This window comes from Paenibacillus turicensis (genome assembly GCF_017873435.1).
Lineage (GTDB): Bacteria > Bacillota > Bacilli > Paenibacillales > Paenibacillaceae > Fontibacillus > Fontibacillus turicensis.
Window position 1 is genome coordinate 41,154 of sequence record NZ_JAGGKG010000012.1, and the last position, 18,273, is coordinate 59,426.

Annotated in this window: 18 protein-coding genes; 10 read left to right on the forward strand and 8 right to left on the reverse strand. The window is 38.8% G+C overall.

The window, feature by feature from the left end:
- Window positions 1–79 precede the first annotated feature (79 nt).
- From J2Z32_RS13185 to J2Z32_RS13195, 3 genes are read right to left on the reverse strand one after another with little or no spacing between them, the layout of a single operon-like run.
- The gene (locus tag J2Z32_RS13185) at window positions 80–376 is read right to left on the reverse strand and encodes a putative quinol monooxygenase (RefSeq protein ID WP_210089638.1); all 297 of its coding nucleotides are present in this window, start codon (window positions 374–376) and stop codon (window positions 80–82) included.
- A 16-nt stretch (window positions 377–392) separates the two neighbouring features.
- The gene (locus tag J2Z32_RS13190) at window positions 393–1,022 is read right to left on the reverse strand and encodes a nitroreductase family protein (protein WP_210089639.1); all 630 of its coding nucleotides are present in this window, start codon (window positions 1,020–1,022) and stop codon (window positions 393–395) included.
- Between the two features lie 30 nt (window positions 1,023–1,052).
- Complete coding sequence (locus J2Z32_RS13195) at window positions 1,053–1,481, reverse strand: MarR family winged helix-turn-helix transcriptional regulator (RefSeq protein WP_210089640.1); 429 nt, start codon at window positions 1,479–1,481, stop codon at window positions 1,053–1,055.
- 199 nt (window positions 1,482–1,680) lie between these two features.
- Here J2Z32_RS13195 and J2Z32_RS13200 point away from each other — a divergent pair, with 199 nt between their 5' ends.
- The 3 genes from J2Z32_RS13200 to rnhA all read left to right on the forward strand — a co-directional run bounded on the left by J2Z32_RS13200 (window position 1,681) and on the right by rnhA (window position 5,319).
- Window positions 1,681–3,003 carry a DUF1963 domain-containing protein gene (locus tag J2Z32_RS13200; protein WP_210089641.1) on the forward strand — a complete coding sequence of 441 codons (1,323 nt, stop codon included), beginning with the start codon at window positions 1,681–1,683 and terminating at the stop codon, window positions 3,001–3,003.
- 81 nt (window positions 3,004–3,084) lie between these two features.
- Complete coding sequence (gene pyk / locus J2Z32_RS13205) at window positions 3,085–4,500, forward strand: pyruvate kinase (protein ID WP_210089642.1); 1,416 nt, start codon at window positions 3,085–3,087, stop codon at window positions 4,498–4,500.
- Between the two features lie 96 nt (window positions 4,501–4,596).
- The gene (gene rnhA, locus J2Z32_RS13210) at window positions 4,597–5,319 is read left to right on the forward strand and encodes a ribonuclease H (protein ID WP_210089643.1); all 723 of its coding nucleotides are present in this window, start codon (window positions 4,597–4,599) and stop codon (window positions 5,317–5,319) included.
- Window positions 5,320–5,412: 93 nt separating this feature from the next.
- Here rnhA and J2Z32_RS13215 read toward each other — a convergent pair whose 3' ends face one another.
- The 4 genes from J2Z32_RS13215 to J2Z32_RS13230 all read right to left on the reverse strand — a co-directional run bounded on the left by J2Z32_RS13215 (window position 5,413) and on the right by J2Z32_RS13230 (window position 8,565).
- A complete protein-coding gene (locus J2Z32_RS13215; RefSeq protein ID WP_245251446.1) occupies window positions 5,413–6,420 on the reverse strand; it encodes a DUF4367 domain-containing protein in 1,008 nt (335 codons plus the stop codon).
- Window positions 6,320–6,919 (reverse strand): RNA polymerase sigma factor, encoded by a 600-nt coding sequence (locus tag J2Z32_RS13220; RefSeq protein ID WP_210089644.1) that lies wholly within the window; start codon window positions 6,917–6,919, stop codon window positions 6,320–6,322. The genes J2Z32_RS13215 and J2Z32_RS13220 overlap by 101 nt, the downstream gene beginning before the upstream one ends.
- A 169-nt stretch (window positions 6,920–7,088) precedes the next feature.
- Complete coding sequence (locus J2Z32_RS13225; protein ID WP_210089645.1) at window positions 7,089–8,015, reverse strand: hypothetical protein; 927 nt, start codon at window positions 8,013–8,015, stop codon at window positions 7,089–7,091.
- Entirely contained in the window at window positions 7,972–8,565 is a 594-nt protein-coding gene (locus J2Z32_RS13230; protein WP_210089646.1) for an RNA polymerase sigma factor, read from the reverse strand. Before J2Z32_RS13230 ends, J2Z32_RS13225 begins: the two co-directional genes overlap by 44 nt.
- A 401-nt stretch (window positions 8,566–8,966) precedes the next feature.
- Here J2Z32_RS13230 and J2Z32_RS13235 point away from each other — a divergent pair, with 401 nt between their 5' ends.
- The 5 genes from J2Z32_RS13235 (at window position 8,967) to J2Z32_RS13255 (ending at window position 14,851) form a co-directional block, all read left to right on the forward strand.
- Window positions 8,967–9,788, forward strand: a complete 822-nt coding sequence (locus J2Z32_RS13235) for a GGDEF domain-containing protein (protein ID WP_210089713.1) — start codon at window positions 8,967–8,969, stop codon at window positions 9,786–9,788.
- 20 nt (window positions 9,789–9,808) lie between these two features.
- The gene (locus J2Z32_RS13240; protein ID WP_210089647.1) at window positions 9,809–9,955 is read left to right on the forward strand and encodes a hypothetical protein; all 147 of its coding nucleotides are present in this window, start codon (window positions 9,809–9,811) and stop codon (window positions 9,953–9,955) included.
- Window positions 9,948–11,246 carry a glycosyltransferase family 2 protein gene (locus J2Z32_RS13245; RefSeq protein WP_210089648.1) on the forward strand — a complete coding sequence of 433 codons (1,299 nt, stop codon included), beginning with the start codon at window positions 9,948–9,950 and terminating at the stop codon, window positions 11,244–11,246. Before J2Z32_RS13240 ends, J2Z32_RS13245 begins: the two co-directional genes overlap by 8 nt.
- Window positions 11,247–11,554: 308 nt before the next feature.
- Complete coding sequence (locus J2Z32_RS13250; protein ID WP_210089649.1) at window positions 11,555–12,451, forward strand: aldo/keto reductase; 897 nt, start codon at window positions 11,555–11,557, stop codon at window positions 12,449–12,451.
- Window positions 12,452–12,724: 273 nt separating this feature from the next.
- Window positions 12,725–14,851, forward strand: a complete 2,127-nt coding sequence (locus tag J2Z32_RS13255) for a serine hydrolase domain-containing protein (protein WP_210089650.1) — start codon at window positions 12,725–12,727, stop codon at window positions 14,849–14,851.
- 178 nt (window positions 14,852–15,029) lie between these two features.
- Here the strand turns inward: J2Z32_RS13255 and J2Z32_RS13260 are convergent, their stop codons facing one another.
- The gene (locus J2Z32_RS13260; protein ID WP_210089651.1) at window positions 15,030–15,695 is read right to left on the reverse strand and encodes an oxidoreductase; all 666 of its coding nucleotides are present in this window, start codon (window positions 15,693–15,695) and stop codon (window positions 15,030–15,032) included.
- Between the two features lie 182 nt (window positions 15,696–15,877).
- Between J2Z32_RS13260 and J2Z32_RS13265 the strand changes: the two genes are divergently transcribed.
- Together J2Z32_RS13265 and J2Z32_RS13270 are read left to right on the forward strand one after the other, a co-directional pair.
- Window positions 15,878–16,060, forward strand: a complete 183-nt coding sequence (locus tag J2Z32_RS13265; RefSeq protein WP_210089652.1) for an aspartyl-phosphate phosphatase Spo0E family protein — start codon at window positions 15,878–15,880, stop codon at window positions 16,058–16,060.
- A gap of 172 nt (window positions 16,061–16,232) precedes the next feature.
- Window positions 16,233–18,221, forward strand: coding sequence for an LTA synthase family protein (locus J2Z32_RS13270; protein ID WP_210089653.1), 1,989 nt, complete (start codon window positions 16,233–16,235; stop codon window positions 18,219–18,221).
- Window positions 18,222–18,273 lie beyond the last annotated feature (52 nt).

Genomic DNA, 18,273 nt, shown 5'->3' on the forward strand with positions numbered 1-18,273 from the left:
CACTTACACCTACAAGCATACAAAGAAATAAACCCTATGATCTAAATAATCATAAGGTTTATTTTCAATCAACTCTATTTTAGGCTTGCAAACTAGATGCCTCATATGCTTGTACTTGCAATGGAGCTGCCATAAATTGTGGAGCTTGACTTACAAAGGCTTGGAAATGACTGCTTGCATTATGCGCAGTAATCGCTTCTTGATCCTTCCATACTTCGATCATGATATACGTGTTAGGTTGCTCCGTATGTTCAAGTAGCTCGTATGAAATGTTCCCTTGTTCTTGTCTGGATGCTGCTTGTAGCGTCTTCATTTCTTCTAAGAATTGTGTTTTAGCGGTAGCTTGAATTTGCATTTTAGCGTGAACAATGATCATGGATTGAGACGCCTCCTTATTTCCACTCCGCAACTTTATCAGCAGGTAGACGATAAGATTCGTATCCTGCATCTGCGGCTTTACCAATAGAAATCAACATTACAGGAACATAACGTTCTTTGTCTAGGCCAAATGCTTCTGCGATTTGATCCTTTTCATATCCACCAATTGGGCAAGTGTCGTAGCCATAAGCACGAGCAACTAGCATAAGCTGCATTGCAACTAGACCCCCATCAATTAAAACTGTATCTTTGTTAACCTGTGGATCGATATTTGCAAAATGGTTGGATAGTGCTGCAACTTGTCTATCTTTCACTTCTTGTGGCATTAGTCCAAGCTCTACTGCGGTACCATAAATTTCTTCCAAGTTATCGTAGTTTCTAAGGTCGCCAAACAGGGCAATCATCGCAGAGGATGTATTTACTTGGGTTTGATTAAATTTAGCAAGTGGCGCCAATTTCGCTTTACCTTCTTCACTATCAATAACTAGGAAACGCCATGGCTGCATGTTGGTAGAGGATGGAGCTGTCATTGCTTTGTTTAGAATTTCAGTCATTTCTTCCTTACTAATTTTTACGGTTGGGTCATAGCTCCGTACAGAATGACGTCCAGTTACAATTGCGTTAAAATCATTAGTTTTACTCATATTATGTTTCTCTCCTTTTATAATATACAATTATAATTTTTCAATATTTTGAATTAATCGCGTCAACAGGGCAGTTAATGCTTGAGTATCTTCAGCGCTAAAGCCAGAAAATAGTTGGTTCATAAAGGTTTGTTTTTCCAAACAGTAGGTTTCCATCTTCTGATGACCTTGTTCTGTAAGTAATACTAATGTAATCCGATTATCATCGGGATTGGTACGTCTAGTTACCATATTAGAAGCCTCAAGCTGCTTCAAATGGCGAGTAATCGCAGCACTATCAATGCCCACCTGCTTTTGTAATTCAGTTTGACTCAGTTCATTTGCTTCAAATAAAGTCATTAATAAATGTAAGCGAGATGGACTGATGCCCGCGCATCGTTCAAACTTTAGACTTAATTGCTTGTTTAGCAATTGCAGTTGGTCAAAAGCTTCCGTTGCATCTTGTTTAGAGTAGGTCAAGAGATACCCCCTTCATTAAATTTAATTGTTCTCGATTGATTGATGTATCAATGATTGACTCCTCAAGTAATATAATATATTGCTTTTAAAAATGCAACCCCTTTTTCAAACTATTCTTAATTCTTGTTTATATTTTCCTTTAAGTTGATAATAAAAACAGGATATCTATAAAAAATGAATATTAGGAAGAGGGGAGATTATGACTGAACGGATTCCATGTATAAGCTTGGATTGTACTGCAACAATTTTACCAACCACTGCCGCAAAGACAGGGGGGTATTGTATGCCATGTTATCAAGCGATCGAGCGTGAAGCACACATGCGCTATGTAGAAGATAACCGGAAAACGGTTGATTTATATGCAGGGGTAACCAACCCTGTTGAAATACTTAAAATTATGTATACACCTAGAACCTATGATGAACTTATAAAATATGTACCAGCTCCGTTAACAGAAGAGCAGCTTTATTTACAATTAGATAGACGCCAGATGATGGAAATGGAGCAATACGCAAAAGAGAAGTGGTTACTTGGAGATGAAAACGTTGGCTGGAGAATTTTGTTGAGTTTAAGCTGCTATCGTGACTATATTATTTCCGATGAGATGCTTCTGCTTGTGCTACAAGGAAGTTATAATGCTGCCATTTTGTTTAGAAATGCTCCTGATTCTATTCGTAGTCAATGCCTAGCTCAGATTGAGGTAGATAAAAATAAGAGACATGCACTTTTATTAGCCCTAGCATGGATTGGAGATGATCAGGTTGTCCAGCAATTTAATCAATGGCGTCACAATCCGCCAAGCTGGGCAAATGAAATGTTTATTCCAGTAGAAAAATTTAGTTATGAAGCAGGCTGGGAATTAACTGCTGAGGGTAAAAGGCAGGATTTATTTTTACCTGTGAATTATGCGATCGAATATCGTAACGATCATAATGAAAACAATGCTGAGAGACAAGAACAGGATCATTTTCATAATAATGATCACGTAGAGTTTAAGCTGCTTGCCCCAAGCAAGCATATCTGTGCGTGGTGTGGTGGGGAACTAACGAAGCTGATTGAGCTAGGCAGTCAGCATGCTTCCGTGAAGGAACTAGGATGGCCTTATCCCTACATTACGATTGAAACCTGTCTTAACTGTAGTGCCTATGGTGAAATTTTTATGGAAATGAATGAAAACGGTGAAGGGATATGGAGTAAATATAATCGTAAACCAAGTTATTTACCAGAACTGGATGAAGAGGCTATAACCTTTACGTTAAAAGAAACCTTTAAATTAGCACAACAGCCAAGAGCCCTGTACCATAGCGCAGAATGGATGCTAGAGGGGACAAATTCTCAAATTGGAGGACATCCTGCATGGATTCAAGATGCTTATTATCCGACGTGTCCATGCTGTAGCAAAAAGATGACTTTTATAGGACAAGTTGACTTTGAGCAGGTAGTCGAGGGTTATGAAGGGATTTATTATATGTTTGTATGTGCTGAGGATCAATTGACAACGACATTATTTCAACAGACTTAGAGAGTTTTATCATTTGATTGAAGTCCGGCATTTGGGTAAGATAAAGACAGGCTACATATTAAATGGTAGGAGGCGGAACGTTTGCTTAAAACTAAAATTATTTGTACGTTAGGCCCTGCATGTGATTCAGTAGATACACTAAAACAAATGATTCAGGCTGGGATGACCGTGGGACGACTTAATATGGCACATGGAGAACTCGAGGAGCATGTAGCAAGAATTAAGCGTGTACGTCAAGCAGCAGAAGAGCTACATACCTTTATCCCAATTATGATGGACATTAAAGGACCTGAGGTGCGAATTGGTAAGCTAAAAGAAGAGTCATGCTTGCTACAGGCAGGGCATGAATTGATTTTAACGGCGGATGAGATTCTAGGAGATGCAGAGCGTATTAGTGTCAACTATCCTGATATGCCAAAAGTCGTTAAAGTGGGAGATCGTCTATTGATTGATGATGGTTTAGTTGAGCTAACCGTTTTATCTACGGAAGGCAATGATATCCATTGTAAAATTGTGAGTGGTGGTGTATTGAAGCCACGTAAGGGTGTTAACCTACCTGGGATTAAAACGACATTGCCAGGTGTAACAGAAAGAGATGTTAAGCATATTCAATTTGGCTTAGAAAATGATGTAGAGATGATCGCGGCTTCCTTTGTACGTAAAGGGGAAGATATTGAGGAAATTAGATCTATTCTAAAATCGCACAATGCAGAGCATGTACAAATTTATTCTAAGATCGAAAATGAAGAAGGCTTTCATAACTTAGATGATATCATTAAAGCCTCAGATGGCATTATGGTTGCTCGTGGAGATCTTGGCGTTGAGGTCCCAGTTGAAGATGTGCCGATGCTGCAAAAAACGATGATTGAGAAATGTAACTTAGCTGGAAAGCCAGTTATCGTTGCAACACATATGCTTGAATCGATGCAGGTTAATCCGCGTCCTACAAGAGCAGAAGTGAGTGACGTATCTAACGCTGTTTTACAAGGTGCGGATGTTGTTATGTTATCTGGTGAATCTGCGGCAGGGAAATATCCAGTACAGGCAGTAACCACGATGGCTGCGGTTGCTCGTAAAGCGGAAGGCATGATCGACTATCGTAATCAGTTTAATAAAAAACGTGAGCAGCATGCGACAGATATTACAGAGATTATTAGCCAAGGGGCTGTAAGCACAGCGCTTGAAATTGGAGCAACAGCAATCGTTGCGGCAACTGAAAGTGGATTTACCGCTCGGATGATCTCGAAGTACCGTCCAAATGTGCCTGTTATTGCGATTACACATCAAAAGCACGTTTTAGCTAAGCTTAGTTTATTATTTGGTGTAATCCCTGTGCAGGGAGAGGTTTACCCTACAACGGATGATATGTTTGAGGCGGCAAAGCAAACGGCATTCAAAACCGGTTACGCTAAAGAAGGCGATTCCATTGTCGTATCCGCAGGAATTCCGCTAGGACAAGCTGGGAATACGAACTTAATTAAGGTCATTCAGGCTTAAAAGTCTAATTCATTTTAAATTGGGGCTGTTCCAATTAGATTTATCTTTGGAGCAGCCTTTTATGTGAGCGAATAGGTAGAGGAGAGAATATTATTTATGGCAGGATCTAAATATTATGTTATTTGGGAAGGGCATAAGCCAGGTATATATACGAGTTGGGCGGAATGTCAGAAGCATGTCTCTGGATACAAAGATGCTAAATTCAAGTCGTATACTTCTAAACAAGAGGCGGAAAACGCGTATGCGGAAGGCTGGAAAAAGCATTGGGGCAAAGGCGCAGCAAGTGGGAGTAAGAGTAAAACAGGAGGTAATACAGGAAAAGCAGGATCAGCAATAATAGCAGAGAAATCAGGGGAATGGGGCTCTAATAAGCATCTTACCTCTACTGCTGGTAAGGCAACTAGTGCTGAAATTGACTATGACAGCATTTCCGTCGATGTTGGCACACATGGGAACCCTGGGCCAATTGAATATCAGGGCGTAGATACACGCACAGGGGAAGTCTTATTTGCAAAAGGACCGATTGCGAAGGGGACTAACAATTTAGGGGAGTTTCTGGCAATCGTGCATTCATTAGCTTATTTAAAGAAGTTAGGCAGCAATAAAACGGTGTATAGTGATTCTAGAACAGCACTTAAATGGCTACGTGATAAAAAAGTGGCGACCACACTTGTTCGTGATGAGACGACAGCAGAAGTATGGAATTTGGTTGATCGCGCACTTGACTGGCTTCACAACAATACCTACAGCAATAAAGTATTGAAATGGGAAACAGAGGTGTGGGGTGAAATTAAGGCGGACTACGGGCGTAAAGGGTAAGGGGAGTTTTCTTTAAACATAGAAAAAGAAGCTTATCTAGCTTCATTTTTAGAAGTAAATAAGCTCCTTATTGATACAAACTATAACCCACTGTTATTTTTTTGCCTTTGCCTTTGGAATGATTTGTTTTGCAACTTCAATTAACTCCTCATCAGAAACTTCACCTTTATTAGTTCTCAGACTATAGACGTATGCTGTTTTTGCTTTTGGTGCCTCATAAGCCCAAATCAATTCTTTACCGTCAGTTTTTTTAATGACATCCTCCCCGTTTATCTTGATTTTTTCACTGACATTTTTTTTATTTTGTGTGGAGGCTGAGACTGAGGTAGCATGTATAATTTGTAATGTAAATTCCTTTTTCCCACTTACATAATTAATATTTGCAAGCCAAAAGTCATCTTTGAACGGAACCGGCATTAAAGCATAATCTTGCCCGTTAGCTTGAGCTTCTGCTAGGAGTTTGTTTGCAATCTCCTTTTTTTCCTCGTCTGACAGCTTGTAAATGTCAACTCCATGTTCCATATGGACGCTTGCATTTTTAAATTTGTATTTATTATTGGCTGAAATCTCCTTTAAAAGAGGCTTATCTGGAATTTTAACCATTTTTTGCAATTCATTGAAGCTAGTTATTTCATGTGCTGTTCCTTTGAGGTCTATTTCTTGATTTGGATTGTTTGGCACAACATAGATAAACGCTAGTTGACCTGGTTTAAATTTATTTACCCATATCTCGTTCATTCTTGATATTCTGTTATATTCCTCTTCGGTACGTTTATCTTCAGTATGTGTGAAAGGCTTTTCCTCAAACAGCACCTTTCCTGATTCGCTCGTCAAAGACTGGTATTTTACCGCAGCAAATCCTGTGGAAGCAGTTAACAATGCACCAAGCAGGATAAGAAAGCTAACTTTATATTTCACTAAAAATCGCTCCTTTTTGTATGATGGCTTTTCAGCTTCAATCTGGTTTATAATTCGATTCTGTAGGGTAGTTCCTGAAGGCTCAACCTTTTGAAACAGTAGCTTCAGATCTTCTTCCGGATGGTTCGGTTGCATACTGTTTTTCCTCCCTCGTCCGATCATAGTTTTTTCTGAATTTTTCAACAGCTCGCTGATATTTTTTACGTAAGTAAGTGGAGCTTTGATTAAGGATAAGACTGATTTCGTTATAGCTTTTATCCTCAACACAACGTAAAATTATTACGCTACGCTCTTCATTAGACAGTGTGGCTAGTGCAAATAGTACAGCAGGATTATAATATTTATGATCAATGGCTTGATCCACTTGGTTGTTGTCCCGATCACTTTTGTATAAAAAGGGGAGTAGCTTCATTACTTTTCGTTTACGGAGCATATCAATTGATTGATTATAGGCTATACGATATAGCCATGCTTCAAAAGGTCGATCAGGCTGATAGCTGCTTAGTCCCCGATAAGCTTTTAGAAATACCTCTTGCGTGCAATCCTCCGCTTCCCCATAATCCCCTAGCATATGGTAGCAGTAATTAAAAATGAATTTCTCACAGCGAATAACGATGATCGTAAACTGATCCTTCTCTCCTGCTAGCACATCCTTAACAATCTGTTCATTTGTGATATCCAAGGTGCCTTTGTTCCCTCCCTTCCTTCAATTGGTTTAACGAAGGTTTGTCCATGAAATGTGACATATGTATAAAATAAAATAAAAGTATACATAAATGCTCACCAAAAATAAGACGTACAATGTCCTTATTCAAGCTGAACAAGGGTCCCATTATACGTCTTTGTTAATCCTACTTTACATTCAAATACAATTTTGCGATAGAGATCATTTCGTTTTTGTTTATTTTATTTTTATTTACGGTCAAAAAGTGCTGGATGTGATAACCTTCTTCACCTGTTTCCGTAATAAAGCGCATCGTACGTTCTTGATCATATTCGGCATAAATAACCTTATTATCTCCAATTTGCAGTTCCTCTGATTTAAACTTCTCATAGGTTTCTTTATCTAAATTCAATGTGATCTTCTCATTGGTTCTCATCTGTGTAAGTCTAATCGTTCCATTTCCATAATTACTTGTTGCATTCCAAATTTTACTTGAATGTTGGATTTTCTTTACTGCGAATTGTTCGTCAGATTGTCTCGCCTTTGGTTCCAACTCAGCGATCAGCGTACTTTCCTCTGTATCACTTAAAGAAGGAAGACTGTACGAAATACTTCCGTCTGTATATTTATATTTTTTTAATACAGTATCTAACACTGTAGCGCCAGAGCCTTTTAATTTTGTGCGTAACTCAGCAGGACTAGAAAACCCAATTCCCATCCCATTCACCTTATAAAGTTCACCTTCATTATCTGGACCAGCTACATAAACAACAGCAGTTTCTCCAGGATTTAATAGCTTAGAACCAAAATGATGTGCTTTTAAGCTGCGTAATTGCTTATCTTTACTATAATCCGCAGGACGTTCATATTGTTTTTCCTCGTATACCACTTCGCCTTTTTTGTTATCTATAGTTAAAAATTGAGAAGCTGCAAATGCAGAGGAAGCAAGCATTACGCTCCCAAGTGCAACCACTGTACCCACTCTGAAAAATGATTTAGGCTTAATCATGTTATTCTCCTTTAGTTTAGTCATAACAGCGTTTGTCACATCAATTTGTGGAATATCGCTATTATGAAATATTTTTTTGAGGTCTTGAGCTTGAGTGTCCTTCATCTACTTTACCTCCTGTAGCTTGAGCATAATGTTTTCTAAATTTTGATGCCGTCCTTTGAAACTTTTTTCGAAGATTATTACTATTTTGTTGTAGAATTTCCCCAATTTCCTTATAGTCTTTATCCTCAACACACCTTAAAATAAGTAGGCTACGTTCTTCAGGTGACAATTTAGACATCGCTTTGGCTACAGCTTCATCCCAGTAATGCTCCTCAATGGCCTGATCTACAGGGCGATGGGTTTCATCACTTTTATATAGAAATGGGAGGTATTTAGAGAGCTTACGTTTACGCAAAACATCAATACATGTGTTCGAAGCAATTTTATATAGCCAAGCTTCAAAGGATTTGTCAGGCTGATAGGAACCTAATCTTTGGTAAGCCTTAATAAAAGTATCTTGTGTGGCGTCCTCGGCTTCTGCATGCTGCCCTAACATATGATAACAATACGTAAAAATTTGTTGCTGATAGGACCTCATAATTTTTTCAAATAAGGACAAATCACCCTGCAAAACTTCTACTATAGCTTGATTTAGGTCAATTTCATCCATTTCTTCACTCCTTAACTAAAAGCCGGCTCTGTTAGAATATTAAAGGGACATGAATTACATTTTAAAATCTATTCGACGTCGAAGATTTGCCCTTATATTTAGTACTACGATTAAGGGTAGTTGAAATGTGGCATAGCACAGAAATTAATCTCATTTTTTTTCATAATTTTTCAATTTGATATTATGTTGCTCTGAGCGTACTATTGTATTGTAGGTACAAAGAACTATAAAAATTGTTTTTTTACTCTATCAAAAATTTATTAACTACTAGTGAATGAAATTAGCCAGAATGTTTAATTATAAGAAAAGAGGGTGAGTAATTGGAACCAGTCAAAGTTAAACGTAGTATTATACCACAAACTCCTCTACAGGGCTTACAGCTAGGTTACATTTTACTTATTATGCTGGTCTTGCTACAGGAGGTTTTTGTTTTCTGGCATATCCAAAACACACAAGCCTTTACACCGTTAGATTTAGTTTTTAACGTTATAGCTTTGCTTGGATTGCTTGCAGGTGTTGTTTTACCTTTCGGAGTTACCGTGGTTTCTATATTTGTATATTTTGTGTTGTATTTAGTTTGGTTAGCGACCTATGCACCCTCAGAGGTTATAACGATCACTTGGTTATTAGTGATTCCTGCTAATATGCTTGTTGCTGCACTTATTAAAACGTACTTTATTCGTAGTCATCAATTTGTCGAACGCTTAGAAAACTTAGAGCAAAGAAATCCGCAAATTGACTTAGATACTGCGCTGGGCAACAAGCTTGCATTTGCAGATGCTTTTGTGAAACAATCAAATTTAGCACGACGTTATCCTGATAAATATAATTTCTGTATTGCCTTATTTAAAATTGAATTTTTACCTTTAGTTCAGGAATCGCTTGGTGCAGAGGGTTATTCTGATTTGCTACTTAATTTATCTGAAACAATCCAGAAGCAATTAAGATACGAAGATTATAAATTTTCGATTGATGGTGGACGTTTTGTTGTCATTTGTCCATTAACACGTCCAGAGTTTTTAGATGCGTTAACGAATCGAATTAAATGGGCGATGATGGATATGCCTGTGACAGATTTAAAGGGTGGTTCTTTGAAGCTTGTTATTCGCGCAGGCACTCTTGTGTTTCAACCGGATCAGCTTAGTCAATATGAAACCGCAGATGATATCATTAATACGTTAGAGAGAAGTACAGAGACGGACTTAATCGCTGAATTCATTTAATTAGGAAAGGAATTGGGGTAATGGCGAGTTATTTAAATTGGTTTATCCCGCTATGTATTGCAGTGAGTTCCTTTTTTGCAATTACGATTGTTGGTCTAACGATTGCGACATTAAGATTCCGCGCCCAAGTGTATCGTAAATATGATCGAGGGCAAAATAATGACTGATTTTATATTACTGTTTTCGATTATTAGTATTTGGATTGCCGTGACGGAAGCCATTGTCATTATGATTGGCGCGATTCGCTTTATGAGTAGACAAAATAAAAGTAAAGTTATTTTCCCAAAATCCATGGATGATTATCCGACGGTAACCGTGTTAGTGCCTGCACATAATGAAGAAATTGTGGTTGCTATTACCGCAGAGCATATTTTACGGCTTAATTATCCTGAGGATAAGGTTCAGATCATTATGATTGCGGATAATTGCACAGATTCAACGGCTGCTAAGCTAAAGGAGCTTAAAAATCGTCCAAGCTACCAGCATCGTAATTTTCAGATTTTAGAGCGGACTGGAAAAGGCGGGAAGTCAGGCGCTTTAAATGATGCATTAAAGCTAACTACAGGTGACTGGATTTGTGTGTATGATGCGGATGCAGCACCGGAAAAAAATGCGCTTATGTTTTTGGTGCAAAAGGCATTAGAGAAGCCAGACTTATACGGAGCAGTATTTGGACGTAACAAGGCACGCAATCGCGGTCAGAACTTTTTGTCAAAATGCATTAATCAAGAGTTAGTTACCATTCAACGTGTTCATCATACTGGCTTATGGGAATTATTTCAGGTGGGAACGATTCCAGGTACGAATTTTATTGTCAGTACAGAGCTGATGCGTGAGATCGGCGGCTGGGATGAAAATGCGATTACAGAAGATACGGCAGTTTCTTTTGAGATTATGAAAAAGGGCAAGCTGATTGCATTAGCACCTCAAGCCGAGGCATATCAACAGGAGCCAGAGCAGCTAAGTGTATATATGAAGCAGCGTGGTCGGTGGTCTAAAGGGAATTTTCATGTCATTATGGACAATTTCCATCATTTATTTGATCGTACAAGCTGGCGTATCAAGCTTCATGTGCTTTATTTTGCCGCTAGTTATTTCTGGTTTATGCTGGCGATTATTATTTCAGATATTATTTTCTTGTTTAATATTGGCTACCAGATCGCTCGATTGTTTAATCCTGCGTTGCAAAGCCCAATTCAATTTTCCAGCGACGTCTATGTATATCTCGTCATCGCTTGGGCATTGATGTACTTTATCTACGTACTGCAAATTAACTTAGCCTTAGCCTCCGATATCGGGCAAAGTAACATTGAAAACTTTATCGTTTCTTGCGTATCTTATTTCACCTATTCCCAACTGTTTCTTGTCATATCGGTTAAAGCCTTTTGGGTCATTATCGTGGATAAGATAACAGGACGAGAGGGGAATAAGTGGTATAAAACGCAGCGCTTTGGCTGATTAGGTAGCCCATTTATTTTTGGTTTTTGCTTTAAATTAATGGTTAAACCTCAAAGAGACACTAAACGAAGGAAAAAGGGATTGTGGAACAATGGAATGGTTGCCTTTAAAACTGGATTTTTACCTTGAATAGATTGCATAATATGAATCCAGTTTTAACAGCAAGTGAAGCAACCCTTTTGACGTAGTGCCTTCTCTTGTAGTTAATCATTAATTTTGGCTTGAGCCAGAAATAAGATTTTTTGAGTAAACGACGTTTTCATTTATAATGATATGATAACAAACCATCATAAAGGAGGATGTTATCATTGAACTATCGCCGTTTAGGGAAAACGGAGCTTGAGGTATCCGTTATTGGAGTTGGCACGTGGCAATTTGGTGGGGAATGGGGGCGTTCCTTTTCTCAGGCTGAAGTCGATGCTATTTTGGACCAAGCGAAAGAGGAAGGCATTAACCTTATTGATACAGCGGAATGTTATGGGGATCATTTATCCGAGAGCTTGATTGGTGATTATCTTCACCGCCGTCGGCGCGAGGATTGGGTTGTTGCTACGAAATTTGGTCATCACTTTCATTATAACTTCTCTCGTACAGACGTATTTGCACCCCAAGATGTTTTACAGCAGTTAGATGCTTCCTTACGTGCTTTACGTACAGATTATATTGATCTATATCAATTCCATTCTGGCCCTGATCAAGTGTTTGATAACGACGAGTTATGGACGATGTTGGACAAGCAGGTGCAGGCAGGGAAAATCCGTCATCTTGGTTTATCTATTGCTAAAAATAACAATCTACATCAGACAGATGCAGCTTCAAGTGTGAATGCAAAGGTAATCCAAGTCGTATATAATCGTCTTGATCGCACGCCAGAGGATACTGTGTTTCCTTCCTGCCAACGTCAGGATTTAGGGGTGCTTGCGCGTGTGCCATTAGCAAGTGGTTATTTGAGTGGAAAATATAAGCCAGGAGCAACCTTTGAGCAAAATGATGTTCGTCATCGGCATGATGCTGAAGCCACACGCCAGAAGCTGGAGGAAGTGATGCGTATTGCGCAACATGAGGTACCAGAAGGTGTGGATATGGCACAATGGGCACTTGCATGGTGTCTGGGGCATGAGGCAGTTACCGCAGTTATCCCTGGGTGTAAAAGCCCAGAGCAAGTGAGTAGTAATGCTGCTGCTGCGAGGTTGTTAGATAAATAAACTATAATGCTTTGAAGAACAGCATCGAGCCTGATTGCTTAGAATATAATTTGATAAAATGGGCTCTACACCAAATTGGTGCTTGATAAAAGTGGAAGAAGCAACAAAATTTCTTTCACTCACAATCAAGCACTTTTTTGTTAATCAGATTTTTTCCTGTTCATTCTCTGTTCATAATGTAGTCATAAGGGGGACATCTTGATTAGTTACATTGTCTTTAGCACCCCTGTTAAGGTGACTTAACACATTAATGGAGATAGGAGTAGATGAAGAATGAAAGTAAAAGACACTAAAATAAAAATGAGTATGAGGACAGCGATAAAAAGAAATACTATCGTTGCTGTGACTCTTATGCTGACGATACTTGCCCCAACGTCTGCAATTGCCACACCCGTTGCCACGAATAACGACAATATCCTTACTTATGAAAAAACGAAGAATGCTGCAATTGAAAAATCCAAATTACTGACTGAGACGTACGGTACGACGAGTCTGCAATATGCACTTATTGATGGTGGAGAGATTGTGGTGTCCGATCAAACCGGAAAAAACGACATAAATGACAAGGTATCTCTTACTTCGAACACCATCTATGGTATTGGTTCAACCAGTAAAATGTTTCTTACAGCTTCTGTTATGAAGCTGGTTGATGAGGGCAAGATCAATTTGGATGTGCCTGTTGTGAACTATATGCCTGATTTTACAATGAAAGATAATCGATACAAACAAATTACACCCCGTATGTTATTAAATCACTCTTCGGGTCTTCTAGGTACCTCAGCCAGCAATGCCGCATTGTATGGAGATAATGACACGTATTCACATGATACGTTTCTCGATCAACTGGCGAATCAAAATCTGAAGGCAGATCCTGGGGCATACTCAGTCTATAGCAATGACGGCTTTACGTTAGGTGAAATTCTGGTTGAAAGGGTTAGCGGCCTCGACTTTACCGCATTTATACACAAGTATTTCACGGAGCCTTTGGATATGAACCATACGATAACACCACAGGATGTGGTTAATTCGGCAGAAATGGCAGGAGTCTATTCCCCTAATTATGAAGGACAACTTCCAACAGGAAATTATAATGTTATTGCTTCTGGAGGTTTGTATTCCACTGCTGAAGATCTGGTCAAATTTTCACGAATCTTCACGGGTGAGGTCAAAGGCATTCTTTCCAACAAGTCGGTAGAAGCCATGGAGCAAAAAGAATACAGAAGAGGCATGTGGCCAGAGGATAGTGATTCTTCTATATCTTACGGATTAGGGTGGGATAGTGTGGACTTGTTCCCATTCAGTGACTATGGCATCAAGGCTGTTACGAAAGGTGGAGATACGTTATCTTATCACTCTTCACTCGTCATACTTCCGGAATATAAGATGGCTGCAGCCGTAACCTCTTCAGGCGGAGCAAGCACAACCAATCAATTCATTGCGAGTGAGCTATTACTTAACGCACTTGAAGAAAAGGGCATTATTAAAGAACGGAAACCGGAAAAATCATTTGGTGTACCTGTGAAGGCTGATATGCCTAAAGAAATCTCCGAGTTTGCGGGGATGTATGGTGGAAATAATTCAGTTACGAAGATCAAAATAAATCCCACCGGACAAATGACTGTATCCGCGCTAACAGCTCCAAATAACCCGGATCAAGAATACACATATACCGCGGATGGTACGTTTGTTAACGATAAAGGCACAGAAAAGTTGAAATTTGTTGAGGAGAAAAACGGGCATACCTACCTATGGTCTCGATCGTATATATCCGTTCCAGGACTCGGACAAGTGGCTACATCAGAATATAAAGCGGAGAAGCTTACAGCCAATGAATTATCCAAGGAGATTTCAGACACATGGAAAAAGCGTGATGGTAAAAAATACTATGTGGTGAATGAGAAATATACATCCATGCTTTATCTTAATTCTAAATCCATCCTGCCTATTCAGTTGAATAAAGAGAATCCAGGGTATATGTCTAATCATAAAATTATTGGAGCAAACGAAGCAGAAAATCTATTGCAGATTCCTGGCATTGCCGGACGTGATACGATGCACATTCATTTTTCTCAAAAGGACGGAGGCGAGTATCTTACAGCTTTAGGTTATGTATACGCTAGTGAGGAACTGGTGAAACCACTCTATTCGGGCAAAAAATCTGCAACAACCATTCAAGCAGATGGATATGCCAAATGGTTTTCAGTACCAGCTACTGCAAAAGGAAAAGTTATGACAGTGCAGTTGCCTGCAAATGGAGCCTTTGCTATCTATGACCAGACTGGAATTTGTATTAATCACACCGTAGTCAGCGGTAATAATGAGGTTGTCTTACCAGAGAACGGCCGCATTGTATTTGCAGGTGAGGTTGGTTCTAAATTTGAAATTTCATTACAAAAGTAAATATACCAGTCAGAAAAGAGTCAAATTTGTTCGATGGTGATAGGAGATGATGGTGATAGAGACAAAAGTGATTTCGTCTTCGTAAAAAAGTTTGTTGTGGTGACTACTTTTTAACAGAAGAAACCACATTGTCTCTATTTTTTGTTTTTACAGTTTAATTAGAAGTGAATTTGCTTATTTATAAAGAGAAAGCTAATTCATGTAATTGCTTATTATCATAAATATGAACCCCAGCCTTGTTCTGCTGGCTTAGGTTATACATCGCTTGTGCCACCTGCTTGCCTTCAATCGCCTTATATTTCTTTAAAGGCCCTGCCATCAACCAAGTCGTCCCTTTTGCCACAATCGCGCCTAGTTGTTCACCAACTCTTACTTCATTCCGTTCTCCAAGTAATAATGCAGGACGGAGGATCGATAGAGAAGGGTAGGCAAGTCTTGCGAGCTTCTGCTCCAGTTCGCCCTTCATGCGAGAATAAAAAATAGAAGAGTTAGGGTTTGCCCCCATAGCACTAACTACGAGAAATTGCTGTGCGCCTTGCTGCTGTGACAATTTTGCAATTGTAACCGGATACTCTACATCAATCCGATACATCACTTCTTGGCTTCCAGCCTTTTTAATCGTTGTCCCTAAACAGCAAAACACATCATCAACGGCAAATAAAGAAGGTTGGTCCTCTAGCTTATCGAAATTTACGATATGTTCAGTTAACTTCGAGTGCTGTTCATTTAATGATGAACGAACAAGTGCAACAATATGGTCATAGGCTTCATTATGTAATAATATTTGCAAAAGGTGCTGACCTACTAACCCGCTGGCACCTATAATTAGTGCAGTTTTTCCCATCTAAGTTATCCTCCTGATATATATTACTATTTCTATTATAATGTAATCCAATGGATTTGCTATTAATCACTAATAGCGAAATAGTCATTTATTATTTTAATGGGAATTTTTATGATATGCACAAGGCTCAGGTATCAAATATTTAGCATCATCTCCTAAAATATTCATGGGAGGTGCATCGTGTGCTAGGGCATGAGGGCTTGAAAAATAAAATAGAAGTTGCAAGAGTAGAGTTACATCATTTAGCTGAGATAAACGGGTTTATGGACCAAAGGGTATTAGAGCAATCTATGTTCTTAGATGAATTGATTAATAAATATAATAAAATTCGATATGATTTATATAAGAAGAAGCCCATCGCGTAAGCGAAGAGAAGGCTTCTTTTTTTATATAGGTTGTGTCTAAACAATCACTACCTCAAAATTTAAAAATGAACTAAAGCATGGCTATATTCATCTATTTATTGTGGGGTGGAGAAATAAAATGAGCATGTTATAATAGGAAACTATAAAAAGTTAATTTTATTATAGAAATGAGATGGACATTATTTTTAATTTATTTAAAAGTAAGTCTCAGTTTTGGCTTACATTACTTCTAATTGTGTTTAAGGTGATATTACTTAGATATTTCTTTTATGATGGTATTCACGCAAAAGGGATGCCTGGTGACATATTATCGCTGTTACTCCTTTTATTTACCATCGAGCTGATAATTCCAACTCAGTGGCGCAGACGTGCGGTTATATATTGGAGCCTAAATTTTATTATTTCATTTACACTTTTTGCGGCAACCCTATATTTTGCACACTTTGGAACAGTGCCCACTTATTTAGTATTGGGTGAGTTAAACCAAGTCCCTCAAGTAAAGGCCAGTGTTGGCGCGTTACTCCGTCCACAGCAATTTTTATATTTTGCTGATTTTGTTGTTTTGGCAGTATGGGCGATCATTAAATGGTTTTTAAATAGAAGAAATCGCTCTAGCTATGGCTTTAATGGGGGCTTTGGCTCTGGTTTTCGCTCGGATATTGGATCTAGCTACGGGGACAACTATTCCTTCTCATCTCGCCGTTTTAAACCGACATGGGGATGGAAGCTAGGTATAGGCGTGGTGCTTGCCATTTGTGTGTTGACCTCAGGTATGTACGTCAAGGCAGGTCGAAGTATCGATAATGAGCTTGTTCGCGCTGAAAGTGTGGGCTTCATTAATTTTCAATTTGATGCAGTATTTCGTAATCAAGAGGAAGAGCGATTAATTGCTGAAGGAAATTTACATGAGATTGAGAAGCAGGTCGCAGAGCATCAAGCAAGCTATAACTACAAAAATATAGAGACAGATGCGGTGGCGAAAGAAGCACAGTATTTTGGCGCTGCAAAAGGTAAAAATTTAATCGTAGTTCAAATGGAGTCCTTTCAAAATTTTCCGATTAACTTGAAAATAGACGGACAAGAGATTACGCCTGTGCTGAATCAGCTTGCAAAGGAAGGCTTATATTTCCCTCATGTTTATCAGCAAATTGGAACTGGCAATACGTCAGATGCCGAATTCATGTCGAATACTTCGATTTATCCTACAGCCACCGTTGCGATGTCTAAAGGATTTGGTAATCGGCAATTGCCAAGCTTGCCACGTTTACTGCAAAGTAAAGGGTACGTAGCGCAAACCTATCATATCAATGACGTAAAGTTTTGGGATCGGCATCGCCTATATCCAGCCCTTAATTTTGATCAATATTTTGATCGTCCTTATTATAACAATGATCATTTTAACGATTTTGGGGCGTCGGATGAGGAAATGTATAGAGTAGGGATGGAGCAATTAAGTCAGCTACAAGCACAATCTAAGCCTTTTTATGCTCAATTTGTTACAACCTCTAGTCATTCCCCATTTGTTGTGCCACAGGATAAACGTAAAATTACGTTACCTGCGGAATTAGAGGGAAGTAACCTTGGTAACTATATTATGGCGATCAACTATACTGATTATGCGATTGGTCAGTTGATTAATAGTCTGAAGCAACAGGGCATGTGGGAAAATACGATCCTTGCCTTTTATGGAGATCATTTTGGTATCCAGCCAACGGAGACAGGGGCAGAAGAAATTACAGCCAAGCTAGGAATTCCTTATGATGATCGTATTAGTCGATTTAATATTCCATTTATTATTCATATCCCAGGGGAAAGCCATGGCAAGGTGATCGAGCGTACAGGTGGGCAACTGGATATCATGCCTACCTTAGCCAATTTATTAGGTATATCGCTTAAGGATGCACAATTTACAGCCTTTGGACAAGATTTACTTAATATTGATCATAATGTCGTGGGGATGAGATATTATCTTCCTACAGGATCCTTTTTTAACGATGATATTTTATTTGTTCCTGGTGAAGGCTTTGATGACGGACAAGCAACCTCAATAAATACACTTGAGCCCGTTACAGACTTTGCAAAATATCGAAGTGACTACGATTACATTCTGGAGCTTATGAAATTATCAGATCAGTATGTGAAGCTACTGCCTAAACGTTAATAAAAAAACAGCCCGTAGCGCTCCCTGTGCCTTAGCTTGTCAAAGTATGCAT